This window comes from Actinomadura miaoliensis, from assembly GCF_039536785.1.
GTDB classification, from domain to species: Bacteria; Actinomycetota; Actinomycetes; order Streptosporangiales; family Streptosporangiaceae; genus Spirillospora; species Spirillospora miaoliensis.
In genome coordinates this window covers 128,299-144,851 of the sequence record NZ_BAAAZG010000019.1, presented here as the reverse complement: position 1 = coordinate 144,851, position 16,553 = coordinate 128,299, and the positions used below count along the sequence as shown (strand labels likewise).

18 protein-coding genes are annotated in these 16,553 nt (G+C 74.8%); 10 read left to right on the top strand and 8 right to left on the bottom strand.

Annotated elements, in window-relative coordinates; genetic code table 11:
• Positions 1–5: 5 nt before the first annotated feature.
• Both dhaL and dhaK read right to left on the bottom strand, forming a co-directional pair.
• Positions 6–623: a dihydroxyacetone kinase subunit DhaL gene (dhaL, locus tag ABD811_RS16660; protein ID WP_344947867.1), complete on the bottom strand. Its 618-nt coding sequence runs from the start codon at positions 621–623 to the stop codon at positions 6–8.
• Positions 620–1,615: a dihydroxyacetone kinase subunit DhaK gene (gene dhaK / locus ABD811_RS16655; RefSeq protein WP_344947865.1), complete on the bottom strand. Its 996-nt coding sequence runs from the start codon at positions 1,613–1,615 to the stop codon at positions 620–622. The genes dhaL and dhaK overlap by 4 nt, the downstream gene beginning before the upstream one ends.
• Before the next feature lie 99 nt (positions 1,616–1,714).
• Here dhaK and ABD811_RS16650 point away from each other — a divergent pair, with 99 nt between their 5' ends.
• The 3 genes from ABD811_RS16650 to ABD811_RS16640 are packed head-to-tail and all read left to right on the top strand — an operon-like array spanning position 1,715 to position 3,873.
• Entirely contained in the window at positions 1,715–2,437 is a 723-nt protein-coding gene (locus ABD811_RS16650; protein ID WP_344948044.1) for a PIG-L deacetylase family protein, read from the top strand.
• Positions 2,438–2,461: 24 nt separating this feature from the next.
• Entirely contained in the window at positions 2,462–3,406 is a 945-nt protein-coding gene (locus tag ABD811_RS16645; protein WP_344947863.1) for a nucleoside hydrolase, read from the top strand.
• Positions 3,407–3,417: 11 nt separating this feature from the next.
• Positions 3,418–3,873 (top strand): SRPBCC family protein, encoded by a 456-nt coding sequence (locus ABD811_RS16640; RefSeq protein ID WP_344947860.1) that lies wholly within the window; start codon positions 3,418–3,420, stop codon positions 3,871–3,873.
• 8 nt (positions 3,874–3,881) lie between these two features.
• On the opposite strand, the gene ABD811_RS16635 is transcribed toward ABD811_RS16640, so the two are convergent.
• A complete protein-coding gene (locus tag ABD811_RS16635; RefSeq protein WP_344947857.1) occupies positions 3,882–4,412 on the bottom strand; it encodes an AAA family ATPase in 531 nt (176 codons plus the stop codon).
• Between the two features lie 118 nt (positions 4,413–4,530).
• Between ABD811_RS16635 and ABD811_RS16630 the strand changes: the two genes are divergently transcribed.
• Together ABD811_RS16630 and ABD811_RS16625 are read left to right on the top strand one after the other, a co-directional pair.
• A complete protein-coding gene (locus ABD811_RS16630; protein ID WP_344947854.1) occupies positions 4,531–5,709 on the top strand; it encodes an FAD-dependent monooxygenase in 1,179 nt (392 codons plus the stop codon).
• A 53-nt stretch (positions 5,710–5,762) separates the two neighbouring features.
• Positions 5,763–6,686, top strand: coding sequence for a TIGR03564 family F420-dependent LLM class oxidoreductase (locus ABD811_RS16625; protein WP_344947852.1), 924 nt, complete (start codon positions 5,763–5,765; stop codon positions 6,684–6,686).
• Positions 6,687–6,721: 35 nt separating this feature from the next.
• Here the strand turns inward: ABD811_RS16625 and ABD811_RS16620 are convergent, their stop codons facing one another.
• Both ABD811_RS16620 and ABD811_RS16615 read right to left on the bottom strand, forming a co-directional pair.
• Complete coding sequence (locus ABD811_RS16620) at positions 6,722–7,351, bottom strand: LuxR C-terminal-related transcriptional regulator (RefSeq protein ID WP_344947850.1); 630 nt, start codon at positions 7,349–7,351, stop codon at positions 6,722–6,724.
• Positions 7,348–8,472 (bottom strand): ATP-binding protein, encoded by a 1,125-nt coding sequence (locus ABD811_RS16615; RefSeq protein WP_344948041.1) that lies wholly within the window; start codon positions 8,470–8,472, stop codon positions 7,348–7,350. Before ABD811_RS16615 ends, ABD811_RS16620 begins: the two co-directional genes overlap by 4 nt.
• 231 nt (positions 8,473–8,703) lie before the next feature.
• Here ABD811_RS16615 and ABD811_RS16610 point away from each other — a divergent pair, with 231 nt between their 5' ends.
• The 5 genes from ABD811_RS16610 to ABD811_RS16595 all read left to right on the top strand — a co-directional run bounded on the left by ABD811_RS16610 (position 8,704) and on the right by ABD811_RS16595 (position 12,901).
• Complete coding sequence (locus ABD811_RS16610; RefSeq protein ID WP_344947847.1) at positions 8,704–9,996, top strand: PspC domain-containing protein; 1,293 nt, start codon at positions 8,704–8,706, stop codon at positions 9,994–9,996.
• Positions 9,989–10,210, top strand: coding sequence for a hypothetical protein (locus tag ABD811_RS16605; protein ID WP_344947843.1), 222 nt, complete (start codon positions 9,989–9,991; stop codon positions 10,208–10,210). Before ABD811_RS16610 ends, ABD811_RS16605 begins: the two co-directional genes overlap by 8 nt.
• A 52-nt stretch (positions 10,211–10,262) precedes the next feature.
• Positions 10,263–10,355 carry a putative leader peptide gene (locus ABD811_RS44010; RefSeq protein ID WP_425549415.1) on the top strand — a complete coding sequence of 31 codons (93 nt, stop codon included), beginning with the start codon at positions 10,263–10,265 and terminating at the stop codon, positions 10,353–10,355.
• Between the two features lie 197 nt (positions 10,356–10,552).
• The gene (locus tag ABD811_RS16600; protein ID WP_344947840.1) at positions 10,553–11,872 is read left to right on the top strand and encodes a dicarboxylate/amino acid:cation symporter; all 1,320 of its coding nucleotides are present in this window, start codon (positions 10,553–10,555) and stop codon (positions 11,870–11,872) included.
• Positions 11,873–12,226: 354 nt separating this feature from the next.
• Positions 12,227–12,901 carry a response regulator transcription factor gene (locus ABD811_RS16595; protein WP_344947837.1) on the top strand — a complete coding sequence of 225 codons (675 nt, stop codon included), beginning with the start codon at positions 12,227–12,229 and terminating at the stop codon, positions 12,899–12,901.
• Here ABD811_RS16595 and ABD811_RS16590 read toward each other — a convergent pair.
• From ABD811_RS16590 to ABD811_RS16580, 3 genes are all read right to left on the bottom strand, one after another.
• A complete protein-coding gene (locus ABD811_RS16590) occupies positions 12,831–14,654 on the bottom strand; it encodes an ATP-binding cassette domain-containing protein (RefSeq protein WP_344947834.1) in 1,824 nt (607 codons plus the stop codon). The genes ABD811_RS16595 and ABD811_RS16590 overlap by 71 nt on opposite strands.
• 5 nt (positions 14,655–14,659) lie before the next feature.
• Entirely contained in the window at positions 14,660–16,360 is a 1,701-nt protein-coding gene (locus tag ABD811_RS16585) for an ATP-binding cassette domain-containing protein (protein WP_344947831.1), read from the bottom strand.
• 85 nt (positions 16,361–16,445) lie between these two features.
• Positions 16,446–16,553 carry a SapB/AmfS family lanthipeptide gene (locus ABD811_RS16580; RefSeq protein ID WP_344947828.1) on the bottom strand — a complete coding sequence of 36 codons (108 nt, stop codon included), beginning with the start codon at positions 16,551–16,553 and terminating at the stop codon, positions 16,446–16,448.

Below are 16,553 nucleotides of genomic sequence, written 5' to 3'. Positions count from 1 at the left end.
CCCCCTCAGGAGTCTTCGGACGCCACGTCGGCGAGCGCCCGGATGAGGAGGGCGGTGGACACGGCGCCGGGATCCAGGTGCCCGATGCTGCGCCGGCCCAGATAGCTGGCACGGCCCTTGCGGGCCTGCATCGGCACCGTGGCCTGCGCGCCGCGTTCGGCCGCGTCCGCCGCCGCCCGCGCGCACGCCGCCAGGTCGCCCCCGGCCGCGAGGGCCTGCTCGTAGGCGGCGACGGCGGGGGCCAGCGCGTCCACCATCGTCTTCTCGCCCTCCTCGGCCTCGCCCAGCTCCTGGACGCACTCCAGCGCGGCCCGCAGCGCGGCGCCGAGCCCGGCCGCGTCGACCTCCGTGGCGTCGCCCAGCTCCTTGCCCGCCCGGCGCACCGCCATCCCGTACAGCGGGCCGGACACCCCGCCGGTCCTGGACACGATCGCCCGTCCCGCCAGGACCAGCGCCCGGCCGGGCGTGGCGTTCTCCGGCAGCGCCTCCACGGCCGCGGCGAACCCGCGGTCGAGGTTGTGGCCGTGGTCGCCGTCGCCGATCGCCGCGTCCAGCCGGGACAGCCGCTCGGCCTCCGCCGCGATCATCTCGGCCGCCCGGCGCACCCATTCCAGGAGGTTCACCGGCCCCACCTCAGCGCGGGGGTCTCGACGGGGGCGTCCCACAGGCGGGTCAGCTCGGGGGTGAGGCGGCACACCGAGATCATGCAGCCGGCCATCTCCAGGCTGGTGACGAACGGGCCGACCAGGCTCCGCGCCACGGTGGCGCCGTGCCGCTCCAGCCACTCGGCCGCCGCCGCGTAGGCGATGTACTGCTCCATCAGCGGGGTGCCGCCCATGCCGTTGACCAGCACCAGCACCTCGGCGCCGCGCAACGGCACGTCCGCGTCGATCGCGGTGAGCGCGACGTCCACGATCTCGGCGGCCGGCATCATCCTGACGCGCTCGCGGCCGCGCTCGCCGTGGATGCCGATGCCCAGCTCGATCTCGTCCTCGCCGAGCCGGAACGTGGGCTCCCCGACGGCCGGCACCGTGCAGGACGACAGCGCCACCCCGAACGAGCGGGTGCGCTCGTTGACCTCCCGCGCCACGTCCGCGACCTGGGCCAGGCGGGCGCCCTCCTCGGCCAGCGCCCCGGCGATCTTCTCGACGAACACCGCGCCGCCGGTGCCGCGCCGCCCGGCCGTGTGCACGGCGTCCTCCACAGCGACGTCGTCGTTCACCACCGCCGCGGCGACCTCGACCTCCTCGTCCTCGGCCAGCTCGGCGGCCACCCGGAAGTTGAGCACGTCGCCGGTGTAGTTCTTGACGACGTGCAGCACGCCCGCGTCGCCGTGCACGGCGAGGGTGGCGGCGAGGATCTGGTCGGGCACCGGCGAGGTGAACACCTCCCCAGGCGCCGCCGCGTCGAGCATGCCGTACCCGACGAACCCGGCGTGCAGGGGCTCATGGCCGGAGCCGCCGCCCGAGACCAGCGCGACCTTCCCGGGGCGCGGCGCGTCCGCCCGCACGACCGTCCTGCCCTCCGGGTCCACCCGCAGCGAGGGATGCGCGGCGGCCAGGCCGCGCAGCGCGTCGGCGACCACGTCCGCCGGGGCGTTGATGAGTTTGCGCATGTGCGGTTCCTTACCCTCGCGGGCTGGCGCGTCCCAGGCCCGAGTGGCGACCATGGCGGCAGGCACGCGACCTCCGGTTAGGGTGATCTTGTGACGAATGTGCTCGACGACAGTGAGGTGCGGCGCGTCCTGGCGGTGATGGCGCATCCGGACGACGTCGACTTCGGCGCGGCCGGGACGATCGCCGGCTGGACCTCCCGCGGCATCGAGGTGACGTACCTGATCGTCACCGACGGCGACGCCGGGGGGTTCGACGACGGCATGACCCGCGCGGAGATGGGCGCGCTGCGCCGCGACGAGCAGCGCGCCGCGGCGGCCTGCGTCGGCGTCGACGACGTGCGGTTCCTCGGTTATCCCGACGGGCTGCTGGAGCCGACGTTCGACCTGCGCCGCGACATCGCCCGGGTGATCCGCCAGGTGCGGCCCGACCGCGTCGTGATGCCCAGCCCGGAACGCAACTACGAGCGGATCTACCCCAGCCACCCCGACCACCGCGCGGTGGGCGCGGCCGCCCTCGACGCGGTGTACCCCGACGCGCGCAACCCCTACGCCTACCCCGAGCTGCTGGCCGACGAGGGCCTGGAGGCGTGGACGGCGCGGGAGGTGTGGCTCAGCGGCGGCCCCACGGTCAACCACTACGTGGACGTCACCGACAATTTCGACCGTAAGCTGGCGGCGTTGAAGTCCCACGTCACCCAGACCGCGCACATGGGCGAGGGCCTCGCCGAGATGCTGCGCGGCTGGCTGGGGGCCAACGCGGCCGCCGCGGGCCTTCCGGACGGCCGTCTGGCCGAGCCCTTCCAGGTGGTCGACACCGCCTGATCCGCACAACCTCCGAGGAGTTCCGTGCCCGCCATCCTGTTCGACTGCGACACCGGCATCGACGACGCGATCACCCTGCTCTACCTGGCGTCCCTCGTGCGCGAGGGGAAGGCGGAGCTGGTGGGCGTGGGCACCGTGCACGGCAACGTCGACCCGGACTCCGGCGCCCTCAACACGTTGCGGGTGCTGGAGCTGGCGGGTCTGCACGAGGTGCCGGTGGCGGTGGGCGCGGCCCGTCCCATGGCGCAGGACGTGCACTACGCGCTGGACTGGCATGGCACCGACGGGCTGGGCGACACCGGGCTGCCCGACCCGGCGGGGTGGCCGGTGGACGAGGCGGCGGCGGCGCAGATCGTGCGGCTGGCCCGGTCGCGGCCCGGAGAGCTGACGCTGCTGGCCACCGGGCCGCTGACCAACCTCGGCGCCGCCCTGCTGCTCGACCCCGAGCTGCCGGCGCTGGTGCGCGAGGTGGTCATCATGGGCGGCGCGTTCGACCACCCGGGCAACGTCACCACGCACGCCGAGGCCAACATCTGGCACGACCCCGAGGCCGCCGACCTGGTGTTCGCCGCGGACTGGCCGATGGTGCTGGTCCCGCTGGACGCCACCCACCCGACCGCGGTGGGCGACGCCTGGCTGGACCGCCTGTCCGCGCACGACTCCGAGCCGGCCCGGTTCGCCACGAAGATCCTGGAGTTCTACGTGACGGCCTACACCCCGACGCTCAAGCGCCGGGGCGCGGTCATCCACGACGCGCTGGCCGCCATGCTGGCCGTCGACCCGGGGCTCGGCGAGTACGCCGAACGGCCGGTGCGCGTGGAGCTGCGCGGTGAGCTGACCCGGGGCACGACCGTGTGGGACGCCCGGTCGCTGCCCGCCGACGACGAACGCCGTCCGGTCAGGGTCGCCGTCGGCAGTGACGTGACGGCCTTCCAGGAACGCCTTCTCGCGTCCATCCTGTCCTTGTGACGGGAGGGCGCATGCAGTACGAGGTCGAGGCCACCGCCACGTCCACCGCGACCGCCGAGGCGATCTTCAAGCACCTCAGCGTGGCGGAGGCGTGGAACGAGTGGGGCCGTTTTCCGGCCGCGACCCGGATCCGCGAGGGCGACGAGGTGCCCAACGGCGTGGGCGCCATCCGGAAGATCGGGGGCGCGCGCGAGAAGGTCGTGGCGTACGACCCGCCCCGGCACTACGGGTACGTGGTGGTGTCCTGGATGCCGCTGCGGGGTTACCGGGCCGATGTGACGATGGAGCCCCACGGCCCGTACACGCTCGTCCGCTGGCGTGCGGTGTTCGAGCCGAAGTACCGGATCACGGGGGCGATCGCGCGCTTCGTCATGCGGCGGGTGATGCGCTCGTTCGCCCGGCGCCTGGCCTGGCACGCCGGGCACTGCGAACCGGGCTGCCCGGCGCGCCTGCCCAGCGCGCACTAGGCGTACCACTAGGCGTATGGGGTGGCCCGCGCCAGGATCTCGTCCACGGTCTCGTCGACGGTCTGGTCGGAGGTGTCGAGCCAGAGGCCGATGCGGGGGGTCGTCTCGCGCAGGCCCCGGTCGAGCTGGGCGACGGTGAACGTTCCGTAGGCGCGTTTGGCGCGGCCCGCCTCCCGGGCGGCGACGGCCTCCGCCCTGGGCGCGAGCACCACCACGTACAGCGGACGGGTGCGGACGCGTCCGGCCAGCCACGGCAGCGACTCCCCCAGCACCACGTCCTGGAGGACGGCCGTGAAGCCCTCGTCGGCGTAGGCGTCGGCGGCCTGGGCGGCCAGCCGGTAGCGGAGGCGGAGTTGCGCGAGGGCGTCCGGCGACGGCTCCGGCGTCATCTCCGCGCGCCCGTTCACGACGAACCGCCGGAACGCGTCGCCCCGCACATGCGCCGACCTCGGCAACCGCTCGGCCAGCGCCTGCGCCACCGTGGACTTGCCGGACGCCTGCACGCCCGTGATCAGGTAGACCGCCCCGCCCGTCGTCATGCCTTCATGATCGCGCGGCGCGGTCAGTGCGCGGTGCGCCGGCCGTGCGCGGGCGGTCAGCGCGGCCCGCGAGTCTACGGGACGTAGGCGAGAGCAGGCGATCCGAAGGAGAGTCCCGATGACCGACGCGAAGGTGCTGATCTGCGGCGCGAGCATCGGCGGTCCCGCGCTGGCGTACTGGCTGGTGCGGCACGGTTTCGACGTCACGGTGGTGGAGCGGGCGCCGGGGCCGCGTCCCGGCGGGCAGGCGGTCGACGTGCGCGGGCCGGCCCTGGACGTGGCCGAGCGGATGGGCGTGCTGGCGGAGATCCGCGCGGCGTCCACGGGGATGCGCGGGATGTCGATGGTCGACGCCGACGGCGCGGAGATCTTCCGCAGCGAGGAGCACACGCTCAGCGGCGGCGACCTGGCCTCGCCGGACGTGGAGGTGCTGCGCGACGACCTGGCCGCGATCCTCATGCGGGCCGCGGGCGGGGAGGTGGAGTACCTGTTCGACGACTCCCCGGCGGCCGTGGAGCAGGACGAGCAGGGCGTCGACGTGGTGTTCGCCGGCGGGGCGCGGCGCCGGTTCGACCTGGTCGTCGGCGCGGACGGGCTGCACTCCACCACCCGGCGGCTGGTGTTCGGGCCCGAGTCGGACTTCATCACCCACCTCGGAACGTACCTGGGCGTTTGGAGCGCCCCGAACTTCCTCGGCCTGGACCACTGGCAGGTGTTCCACCAGACGCCGGACGGCTGGGGCGGCGGTGTCCTGACCGCCCGCGACAACACCGAGCTGCGGGTCTACCTGGGTTTCGAGAGCGCGACGCCGCTGGAGTACGACCACCGCGACGTGGCCGGGCAGAAGCGGATCCTGGCCGAGCGGCTCAGGAACGCCGGCTGGGTGATCCCGCGGCTGCTGGAGCACATGTGGGACGCGCCGGACTTCCACTTCGACTCCATGGCGCAGATCCACATGGACTCCTGGTCGCACGGCCGGGTGGCGCTGCTGGGCGACGCGGGCTACTGCGGGTCGCCGCTGTCGGGGCAGGGCACGTCCATGGCGATGGTCGGCGCGTACGTGCTGGCCGGGGAGCTGAAGGCGGCTGGCGGCGACCACCGCGCCGCGTTCGCCGCGTACGAGAGCGAGCTGCGCGGCTACGTCACCGCCAACCAGGAGCTGGCGCTGACCAACAAGCGCCGCGTGGAGGCGCAGCAGGCGGCCGAGGCGGGCGACACCGAGGCGGCCGCGGCGCTGGCCGAGGGCCTGGCCGACTTCACCGACGTGATCGGTTCCTTCAAGCCGAAGGACTACTGATTTTCGAAATGCCGATAGGGAATACCGGGATGCGGGCGGAGGTTGCGGCTGCCATGACGATCGGTGTTGTGCTGTATCCGCCCGCATCCGGGAACCTCGTCGACGACCTGGTGGCCAAGGCGAAGGAAGCCCAGGCCACCGGGTTGCGGTCGGCCTGGTTCGCCCAGCAGTTCTCCCACGACGCCATCGGCGTCGCCGGGTTGGTCGGCCGGGAGGTGCCCGGCCTGGCGGTCGGGACGTCGGTGGTCCCGATCTCCGCCCGCCACCCGATCCTGATCTCCAGTCAGGCGCAGACCGCGCAGGCCGCCGCGCACGGGTCCTTCCAGCTCGGCCTGGGGCTGGGAGCCAGGTCGCTCATGGAGCCGGCGTTCGGCGGGGACCACGACCGGCCCGTGGCCCGGCTGCGCGAGTTCCTGACGGCGCTGGTGTCGCTGCTGGAGACCGGAGCCGCCGACTTCCACGGCGAGCTGATCACCGCGGCCCCGCCGCTGCCCGCCGGCGTGCCGGGGGCGACCCCGCGCGTGCCGGTGCTGGTGGCGGCCATGGCGCCGCAGGCGTTGCGCGTCACCGGGGAACTGGCCGACGGGACGCTGCCGTTCCTGGCCGGTCCGCGCGCCCTCGGCGAGCACATCGTCCCGGCGATCACGGCCGCGGCGGAGCGGGCGGGCCGCCCGGCGCCGCGGATCATCGCCTTCGTGGCCGGTGTGGTGACCGACGACGTGGACGCGGCGCGCGAGGCCGCCGCCCAGGCCACGTCCTTCTACGACCGGATCCCGTCCTACCAGCGGGTCATCGCGCTGGAGGGCGCGGCCAAGGCGGCGGAGCTGGTCGAGATCGGCGACGAGAAGGCGGTGACGGCGGCGGTCCGGCGCTACTTCGACGCGGGCGCCACCGAGGTGGTGTTCACCCAGACCGACCTGGTGGGGGAGGACGCCCGGGCCCGCACGTGGCGGCTGCTCGGCGAGCTGGCCGGCTGACCGGTACGGCGCTGACCGGTACGGCGCATACCGGCTCAGACGAGGCGGCGGGCGGCGGCCCAGCGGGACAGCTCGTGCCGGTTGGACAGCTGGAGCTTGCGCAGCACGCTCGACACGTGGCTCTCGACCGTCTTGACCGAGATGAACAGCTCCTTGGCGATCTCCTTGTAGGCGTAGCCGCGGGCGATCAGCCGCAGCACCTCGCGTTCGCGCTGGGTGAGCTGGTCCAGCTCGGGATCGACGGCGGGCACGTCGGTGGCGGCGAACGCGTCCAGCACGAAACCGGCCAGCCGGGGCGAGAACACCGCGTCCCCCTCGGCCACGCGGGCGATCGCGTCGGTCAGCTCCGGACCGGAGATCGTCTTGGTGACGTACCCGCGGGCGCCGCCCCGCACCACGCCGATGACGTCCTCGGCGGCGTCCGACACCGACAGCGCCAGGAACCGGGACGGCACCGACCCGTGCAGCCGCCGCAGCACCTCGATGCCGCCGCCCCCGGGCAGGTGCACGTCCAGCAGCACCACGTCCGGCCTGGTCGCGCGGATGACCGTCACCGCCTCGTCGACGTCCCCGGCCTCCCCCACGATCTCCACGGCGTCGCCCAGCTCGGCCTTCACGCCGGTGCGGAACATCTGGTGGTCGTCGACCAGGACTACCCGCTTCATGACTTCTTGATCTCCAGTCGTACCTCGGTGCCCTCGCCCGGCGCCGTGCGGACGGTGGCGCGGCCTCCGTTGCGCTCCATACGTCCGATGATGGACTGCCGCACGCCCATCCGGTCCTCGGGGATGGCGTCCAGGTCGAATCCCTTGCCGCGGTCGCGGACGAAGACGGCCACGTCGTCGCCCTCGACCTCCCCGTACACCGACACCGACGGCGCCTCGGCGTACTTGGCCGCGTTCACCATCGCCTCCCGGGCGGCCTGCAACGCGGCGGCGAGCCGTTCGTCCAGCGCCGTGTCTCCCACGCAGACCACCTCGATGGGGACGCCGTGGTCGTCCTCGACCTCCCCGGCCAGTTCGCGGATGGCGGCGGCGAACGTGCGGTCGGGGTCGGAGCGCGGCTGGTAGAGCCAGGCGCGCAGGGTGCGCTCCTGGGAACGGGCGAGCCGCTGCACCTCGCGCGCGTCGTGCGCGTTGCGCTGGATGAGCGTCAGGGTGTGCAGCACCGAGTCGTGGATGTGCGCGGCCAGCTCGGCGCGTTCCTGGGAGCGGATGCGCTCGTGCCGTTCGGCGTCCAGGTCCTGCCAGAGCCGCACCACCCACGGGGTGGCGATGACCGCCACGCCGGTCAGGATGATCAGTGTGGCGATCAGGACGGCGCGGGCCTCGCCCGGGTCGACGCGCTGCGCGACGAACCCGCCGATGCCGCCGACCACCAGCACCAGGCCGAACAGGCTGCGCAGCCACCGCTGCCGCAGCGGCACCACCCAGCGCTGCCGCTGGCCGCGGTCGGCCTGCTGCCACAGCACCGCCACGCCGACGCCCCCGGCGATCACCGGCCACAGCGCCGCCCGGGCCAGCCCGGTGCTCCAGGTCAGCGCGGACAGGCCGATCGCCACCGCCCCGTAGGCCAGCAGCTGCACCCAGTCGTGGCGGGCCGTGCGGGTCGAGTCCTCCGCGCGCGGCACCATCAGCCAGAACACCCAGTAGACGGCGACGCCGAGGCCGCTGGCGACCGTCAGCAGCACGAACGCGGACCGGACGACGACCGGGTCGATCCCCAGGTGCGTGGCCAGGCCCCGGCACACCCCGGCCAGCAGCGCGCCGTCGGGGCGCCGCTCCAGCCGCGGCGGGCCGGACGGCCGCGCCGACGGCCGCCCGGACGGTTCGCCCGGCTGCTCACCAGGCGTCCGCCCGTTCGTCGTCGATTCCGCGTCCTCCACGACATCGATCGTCACATGCCGGTCAGCCCGGACGCATCCGGGCGGCACCCCTATACCCGGAGGACGTCATCAGGGTCGGTTCAGGGGCGTCCCGGATACCGCGCGGGGGCGGGTGCGGCCACGATGGTGACCATGACCGACGAGCGCATCGCGACCGAGCGCCCCACCGCCGCCGCGAACGGCCACGCCCGGCTGTTCCGCAGCCCGGAACGCCGCGTCCTGGCCGGCGTGTGCACGGGCCTGGGCCGGCATCTGGGCATCGACCCGGTGGTGCTGCGCGTGGCGTTCGCGGTGCTCACCCTGGCGGGCGGGCAGGGCGTGTGGCTGTACGTGGCGGGCGTGCTGGTCATGCCGGGGTCCCCCGAGGACGCCGCGCCGGCCGAGAAGCTGCTGCGCCGCCGCTTCGACGCCGCCGGGGCGCTGTCGATCCTGGGCGCGTTGCTGTGCGTGACGACGGGGTTCCAGCTGATCGGCGGCTGGGTCTCCACCAACATGATCGCGGTGCTGACGGTGTTCGGGCTGGTGCTGCTGGTCGCGCACGCCCGCGGCGTGGACCTGACGGCGGCCGTGCGGGCCCTGCCGGAGCGGCTGCAGGGCCATCCGATGGACGCGCCCGCGCCGTCGCGGGGCGAGAGCGTGTCGCTGGAGAAGGACGGGGTCTCGTTGCGTAAGGACACCACGGCCGCGCCGGGCGGGGGCCTGCCCGAAGGCATGGTCGATCTCGCCGTCGTCGGGACGCGGAACCGGACGGCGGCGCCGGAGCCTCCTGTGGACGAGGCCCCGCCGCGCAAGGCGGCGGCCGCCGCGGCCAGGCAGACCTCGCCCGTGACCGCCGTGACGCTGCTGGCGGCCCTGGCGGTGGGCGCCGCGATGGTGCCGGTGGCCCGCGCCTACCCGGGCCCGGACGCCACGCTGATCGTGGGGTCCGCGGCGCTGGGCGTCGTCGCCATCGGGCTGGTGCTGGGCGGCTGGTTCCGCGCCCGCGGCCTGGCCACGGTGGGGACGCTGCTGACGTTCGCGCTGCTGACGACCTCGGTCGCGGCCGAGGCGCCGCGCGACCTGCGCTACGGCGACGTCGAGTGGCGTCCCCTCGACGGCACCCGGGTCGAGCACGAGTACAAGGTGGGCGTCGGCTCGGCCAGGCTCGACCTGAGCGACACCCGGTTCACCCCCGGGCAGCGGGTGAACGTCAACGTCCAGGTGACCTTGGGCGAGCTGAAGGTGACGGTGCCGCGCGCCGCCCGCGTGGAGTTGGACGCGCGGGTCACTCTGGGCGACCTGCGGGTGGACGGCCGCACCGTCGCCGGCCCCGGCGCGCGGGCGACCGAGGTGCTGGAGCCCGAGGGGGCGGGCCGGGCCAATGTCCCGGTGATCGCGCTTCGGGTACGCGGGCGGTTCGGGCACGTGGAGGTGACCCGTGCCTGACCGGCGTCCCGCACCGACCGGCCCCCGCCGCCGCCTCGACCCGAGCGGCCCCGTGATCGGCGTGTTCTTCCTGGTGGTCGCGGCGGTGTTCATGGCGAACGGGTTCGGTGGGCGTCCCGTCGCCGATCTCGGGCTGCTGGTCCCGGCGCTGCTGGTGGGGCTGGGCGTGGCCGGCATCGTCCGGGTGCTGACGCGGTCGCGCCGCTCGAAGTGATCAAAATCACTCCGCCTCCCGGGAAGACGGGAAGCGGACATCGCGGTTGACTGTGGCCGTGAGGATCCCCCCGAAGAGCGTCCTGCTCGTGGCCCGGCTGCACGTCGACCTGTGCCGCCTCGCCAGCCTGCTCTGTTGCCGCTGACCGGCCCTCCGCCTTCTTCTCCTCCTCCTTCCCATCCCCTGCCGCATCCCTGAGACGCCCACGGGCGCCGCCGTGTCGACGCGCGCCGATCCGCGCTGACGCGCCGTGATCGCCTGGCCGCGTCCCGGCCGCGCGCGGTCGCACGCGGTCGCACGCCTTCGCCTCGGGGTGCGCGAAAGCTCCCTGGAGAACCTTCCATGAACGTACGCGTCTGGAAATGGCAGTTCTGGCAGCAGATCGTGCTGGCCCTCGTCCTCGGCGCCGCCGTCGGCGCCCTGATCAACACCTTCGGCGACGGCGGGGCGATCGCCGAGGACTGGCTCGACCCGTTCGGCGGCGTCTACGTCAGCCTGCTGAAGGTCGTGGTGGTGCCGCTGGTGTTCGCCGCGATCGTGGTCAGCGTGGGACGGCTGCGCGGCGTCGGCGGCGTGGCCCGGCTCACCGCCAAGACCCTCGGCTGGTTCGTGGTCACCTCGGCCATCGCCACCGCGGTCGGCCTGACCGTCGGCCTGCTGGTGCGTCCCGGCGAGGGGCTCGGACGGCTGGCGTCCGAGAGCACCGAGACCGACCCCGTCACCTGGACCCAGGTGCTGGAGAACCTGTTCCCGTCCAACATCGTCAACGCCATGGCCGAGGGCAACGTGCTCGGCGTGGTGACGTTCGCGGTGCTGTTCGGCGCCGCGCTGGTGGCGGTCGGCGAACGCGGCGAGCGGCTGGCCGCCCTGGCCGACGACCTGTACGCGGTCATGCAGAAGATCGTGTGGTGGGTGGTGCGGCTCACCCCCGTCGGGTCGTTCTTCCTGATCGCCTCGGTGGTGGCCACCTACGGCCCCGACTCGCTCGCCCCGCTGGCCAAGTTCACCGGCGCCATCTACCTGGCCGTGGCGATCATGCTGCTGGTCGGCTACCCGGTGCTGCTGCGCGCGTTCGGCCGCGTCTCGCCGGTGAAGTTCCTGCGCAACTCCTGGCCCGCGATCCAGTTCGCGTTCGTGTCGTCCTCGTCGCTGGCCACGCTGCCGATCGCGCAGCGGGTGTCGGTCGAGCGGAACGGGGTGCGGAGCGAGTACGCCAGCTTCGCCCAGCCGCTCGGCGCGACCATCAAGTTCGACGGCTGCGGCGCGATCTACCCGGCCGTCGCCGCGATCTTCGTCGCCCAGTACACCGGCGTGTCGCTGGGCCTGGCCGACTACGCGCTGATCGCGCTGGCCGCGGTGATCGGGCAGCTCGGCACCGGCGGCACGCCCGGCCCGGCGCTGGTCGCGCTGACCCTGACGCTGACCACCGTCGGCCTGCCGCTGCAGGCGGTCGGCTACCTGATCGCCATCGACAAGGTCATCGACATGGCCCGCACGGCGCTGAACGTGACCGGCCAGCTCACCGTGCCCGTCCTGGTGGCCCGCTCCGAGGGCCTGCTGGACGACGAGGTGTTCAACGCTCCCCCGGCCGACCTGACCGCCGCCCCGGCCGAGCCCGCCGCCGGGGAGCGCCCCCGCGACGCCGTTCCCGCCGCCGTCTGACCCGTCTGCGGGCGGTGCCGGCACACGCCCGGCACCGCCCGCGGCGGTCACGCGCGTGCCGCCGCGGCACCCCGTGACGGTCCTGCCGCCGGGGGTGAAATTGTCACGGTAGAAATCGTTTGAGGCCGATCCTGGCCCGTATTGGACGAAGCGTCTCCCTTTGGCCCCGGCTCGGCCGCCGGAGGGCGTTCACCTGCGGGGTCGTCCCCGGCGGGCGAACCACGTCCAAACATTGCGTTCCGGCAGCAATTGATACCGCTGAGTACCGGTAGAACTCTACGGTGTGATCGGTTGACGCGGAGATTGTCGTCGTCTTCACTCGCGCCCACTGACCCAGCCCAGTCAAGGTGAGCGATGAACGATCTCGTCCGTGCCCGTGAACGTTCGGAGAGACCCGGGGCGGCGCCCCCGGAAGGAGAGAACACGATCCGGATACTGGTGGCCGAGTCCGTCCCCCTGCTGCGCGGCGGGCTGGTCGCCCTGCTCAACGGGGTGCCGGGGCTCAAGGTGGTGGCGGAACTGGGGGCGGGCCTGCGGATGGCGCCGCTCGGCCGTCTCTACCGTCCCGACGTCGCGCTGGTCGACGTCGACCTGCCGGACCTCGACGGGTTCGCCGCGGCGCGGCGGCTGCGCGAGGCCGTGCCCGACTGCCCGGTCATCCTGCTGACGGCCCACCGCCGCGCCGGCGCGCTGCGGCGCGCGGCCGAGGCGCGGGCCGCGGGCCTGCTGGCCAAGGACACCTCCCCCGACGCGCTGGTCGGCGCCATCCGGCAGGTGGCGGCCGGACGCCGGGTGGTGGACCCCGACCTGGCATTCGGCGAGCTGGACGCGGGCGAGGGGCCGCTGACCGAGCGCGAGCGGGAGGTGCTGGCGCTGGCCGCGCAGGGCGCGACGGCCGCGCAGATCGCCGAGGAGCTGGTGCTCACGATCGGGACGGTCCGCAACCACCTGTCACGGATCAACCGCAAGATCGGGGCCCGTAACCGGGTGCACGCCATCCGGATCGCCGAGGAGGCCGGCTGGCTCTGACGTCGCCGCCCGCCGGATGCCGGGACGGGCCCGTGATCCAGTGGCCGACCAGGTCGCGGTAGAGGGGGCTGTCCGCCAGCAGCTCGGCGTGCGTGCCGAGCCGGGCCCGGGTGCCGTCCAGCACCAGGACCCGGCGGGCGCGCAACGCCGAGCTGATGCGGTGCGCGATGACGACGAGCGTCCCGGGCCGCCGGGCCAGCGCCTCCTCCGCGCGGGCCTCGGCGGTGGGGTCCAGGTGGCAGCCCGCCTCGTCCAGGACCAGCAGCGGCATCGGCGCCAGGTGGGCCCGCGCCAGGGCGATGAGCTGGCGTTCTCCCGCCGAGAGCGCCGCGGGGTCGACGCGTCCGCCCAGGCCGCCGAGCCGCTGGGCGAGCGTCGTCAGGCCGACGGCGTCGGCCGCGCGTCCCACCGCGTCGTCGGCGGCGTCCGGGCACAGGTAGGCGATGTTGTCGCGCAGCGACCCGGTGAAGACGTACGCCTCCTGGGGAATCAGGACCCGCCGCCGGGGGTCGCCCGGGGGCGCGCCGCCGACCCGCACCCGGCCTTCGTCCGGCGTCACCACGCCCGCGATGAGGGACGCCAGCGTCGACTTGCCGATGCCGCTCGGCCCCACCACGGCCAGATGGTCGCCCTGCGGGATCGTCAGGGTCAGGTCACGGATCACCGGTTCTGCTCCGGGGCCGTAGGCGAACGTCACCGACCGCAGTTCGACGGCGGGAGCGTCCGCGCCCACGCTCGCGTCCGTGGCCCCTGACGGCGCGCTCAGGGCGGCAGGCGGGTCGTCGGGGCCGCCGGTCTCCATGATGCGGGCCAGCGTGACGGCCAGGCGCAGCCCCCCGGCGCCCATGCCCTGGACGAGGGTGTGCAGCGCGGGTTGCAGCCCGTGCAGCACGTAGGTGAGCCCGCCGAGGATCGTGCCGGGGGTGGCGCCGTGCCGCAGCAGCCACGGCGCGGCCACCAGGATCAGCAGCAGCGGCAGCCACCCGCCGACCGCCACCGCCAGGGCGCGGGCGGCCGCCATGCGCGCCACCGCACGGCCCGCCGCGGCCTGGGCGTCCACCTCCCGGCCCAGCGCGGCGCGCACCCGCTCCTCGCCGCCGCACGCGGTCACGTCCCGCAGTCCCTCGGCCAGGGCCGAGGTCCGCTCGGCGATCCCCTCCTCGCCGACGATCAGCTCGCGCTGGCGGGCCGCGGCGGTGCCCAGCAGCGCGGCGAACAGCGCCAGCCCCAGCAGCAGCGGCGGGACGACCAGCACCAGCATCCACGGCATCAGCGCCAGCAGCCCGGCGAACGCGCCCGCCGCCGCCACGGCGAAACCGCGCAGCACGACGAGCAGCCCGCCGAACGCGTCGCGGACGATCTCCACCTGGTGGGTGAGCCGGGCGACCGCGCCGGTCTCCGCGCGTCCGCGCAGCGACCGGTGCACCGCGCCGCGCGTCACCCGGTGGACGAGATCGTCGCGGAACGGCTCGACGATGCCGGCGAGCGGCCGGTAGAGACGCCGCGTCCCGAACGCGCCCACGAGCGCCGCCGCCGCCAGCACCCCCAGCCACGCCGCCGCGCGCCCCGGACGGTCGGCGGAGAACGCGTCGACCGCGCGTGCGACGGCGAGCCCGAACAGCGCCTGCGGGGCCGCCTCCCACACCGACCAGAACGCCAGCGCCGCCGCCGCGCGCGGATGGGCGCGCACCGCCCCGGCCAGCGTCGCGATCAGGCGGGCCGGGCGAGGCCCCTCCGCGGGCGCCCCGGTCAACGACTTCACGGTGCTTCGGCTCCGAAGACGGCGCGGTAGGCGGGGTCGCGCCACAGCACGTGGTGCGCGCCGTACGCCCGGACGCGGCCCCCGTCCAGCCAGGCCACCAGGTCGGCGCGGGCGGCGGTCCCGGCGCGGTGCGCGATGATCAGGCGGGTGCGGTCGCCGAGGCCCGCGCCGCCCCCCGAGCCGCCGAGCAGCGCGTCGGTGATCTGCATCTCGGTGGCGGTGTCCAGGCTGGACGTCGCGTCGTCGAGGACCAGCAGGCGCCCGGCGTGCGCGAACGCCCGGGCCAGCCCGAGCCGTTGCAGTTCCCCGCCGGACAGCGGCGCGTCCCCGGGCGGTGTCGCGTATCCGGCGGGCAGGCGCCGGATGAACGCGTCGGCGCGTGCGGTGCGCGCGGCCTCCCGCACGCGCGGCGCCGCCGGCCGTGCGAGCCCGAACCCGATCGCGTCCCGCAGCGTCTCGCCGAACAGAGCGGGACGGGCGAACGCGTACCCGACGGCGCCGCGCAGCGCGGGCCGGCTCAGGTCGCGCAGCGGCACGCCGTCCAGCAGGATCTCGCCCGCGTCGGGGTCGGCGAGGCGTCCGGCGAGCGCGGCCAGCAGCGACTTGCCGGTGCCCGAGCGGCCCACCACCGCCACGGCGGCGCCGCCCGGCACCACCAGGTCGACGCCGTCGAGCACGCCCGCGGCGGCGACGCCCCGCAACTCCAGGCGCCCGGGTCCGGGCGGCAGTCCGGACGTGCCGTAGGTCAGCGCGGGGCGTTCCAGGATCTCGGCGGCGCGCGCGGCTCCCGCCCGTGCCCGCCCCAGGCGCAGCAGGTGCGTCACCACAGGGCCGAACCCCGCCGCCAGCCCCGCGTACTGCACCGCAGCGATGAACTCCCCCGGGGTGATCCGGGCGGTCATCACTTCTACCCCGGCCACCGCGACCACCGCCACCTGCAGCAGCAGCAGCGCCAGCAGGCCGCGTGCGGCGACGTCGCCCTGGGTGCGCCACATGCGGCGGCCCTCGTCGGCCAGCTCGGGGAGGGGTTCCAGGACGCGCCGCACCTCGCGTTCGGGCGTCCCGGCGGCGGCGATCGTGCGCGCCCCGTTCAGCGCCTCGGTCAGGCGTGCCGCGATCGCGCCCTGCACGTCGAGGTAGCGGTGGGCGGTCGCGGTGATGTCCCGGACGAACAGCCGCAGCAGCAACGCGATCAGCGGAAGCGCCACGACGATGGTCAGCGCGATCCGCCAGTCGGTGACGACCAGCACGGCCAGCGCGCCGACCGGCGGCACCAGCGCGGCCGCCGCCTGGGTCAGCGCCGCGGGCGCCACCCCGGCCTCGGCGGCTCCGCCGACCACGCGGCTGGTCACCTCGCCCGGCGGCAGCCGCAGCCCCGGGCCCGCCGCCAGCACGTGCCGCACGAGCGTGTGCCGCAGCCACGCCGTGGCCCCGGCGGTGCCGGACCCGGCCGCCAGCTCGGTGCACGCCTCCGCCGCCGCGCCCGCCGCCACCAGGACCGCGCACAGCCACAGCGCGGACGCCGCCGCGCCGCCTCCGCCGAGGAGGGCGTCGACCGTCCGGGCCAGCACCAGCGGCAGCACGGTGATCGCGACCGCGTCCGCCAGAGAGGCCACCGCGAGCAGCGCCGTCCAGCCGCCGCCGCGCCGGGCGGCGCGTCGCAGCAGCCGATCCGCTGAGACCGTGGCCGTCGTCATGAAGTCCTCGGAACATGAAGTTTTCGAAGCGCCGGCATGGGGGCGGCCACGGCCCGGAGAGGGGCCATGGCCGCCCTGACTGCCGTTACAGGCAGATCGTGATGCTGTGGGAGCTGTGGCAGAGCAGGCTCAGGCTGCTGTTGCCGCCGCCGGTGCTCTCGCTCACCATCCCCTGCAGGTCGAGAAGCGCCAT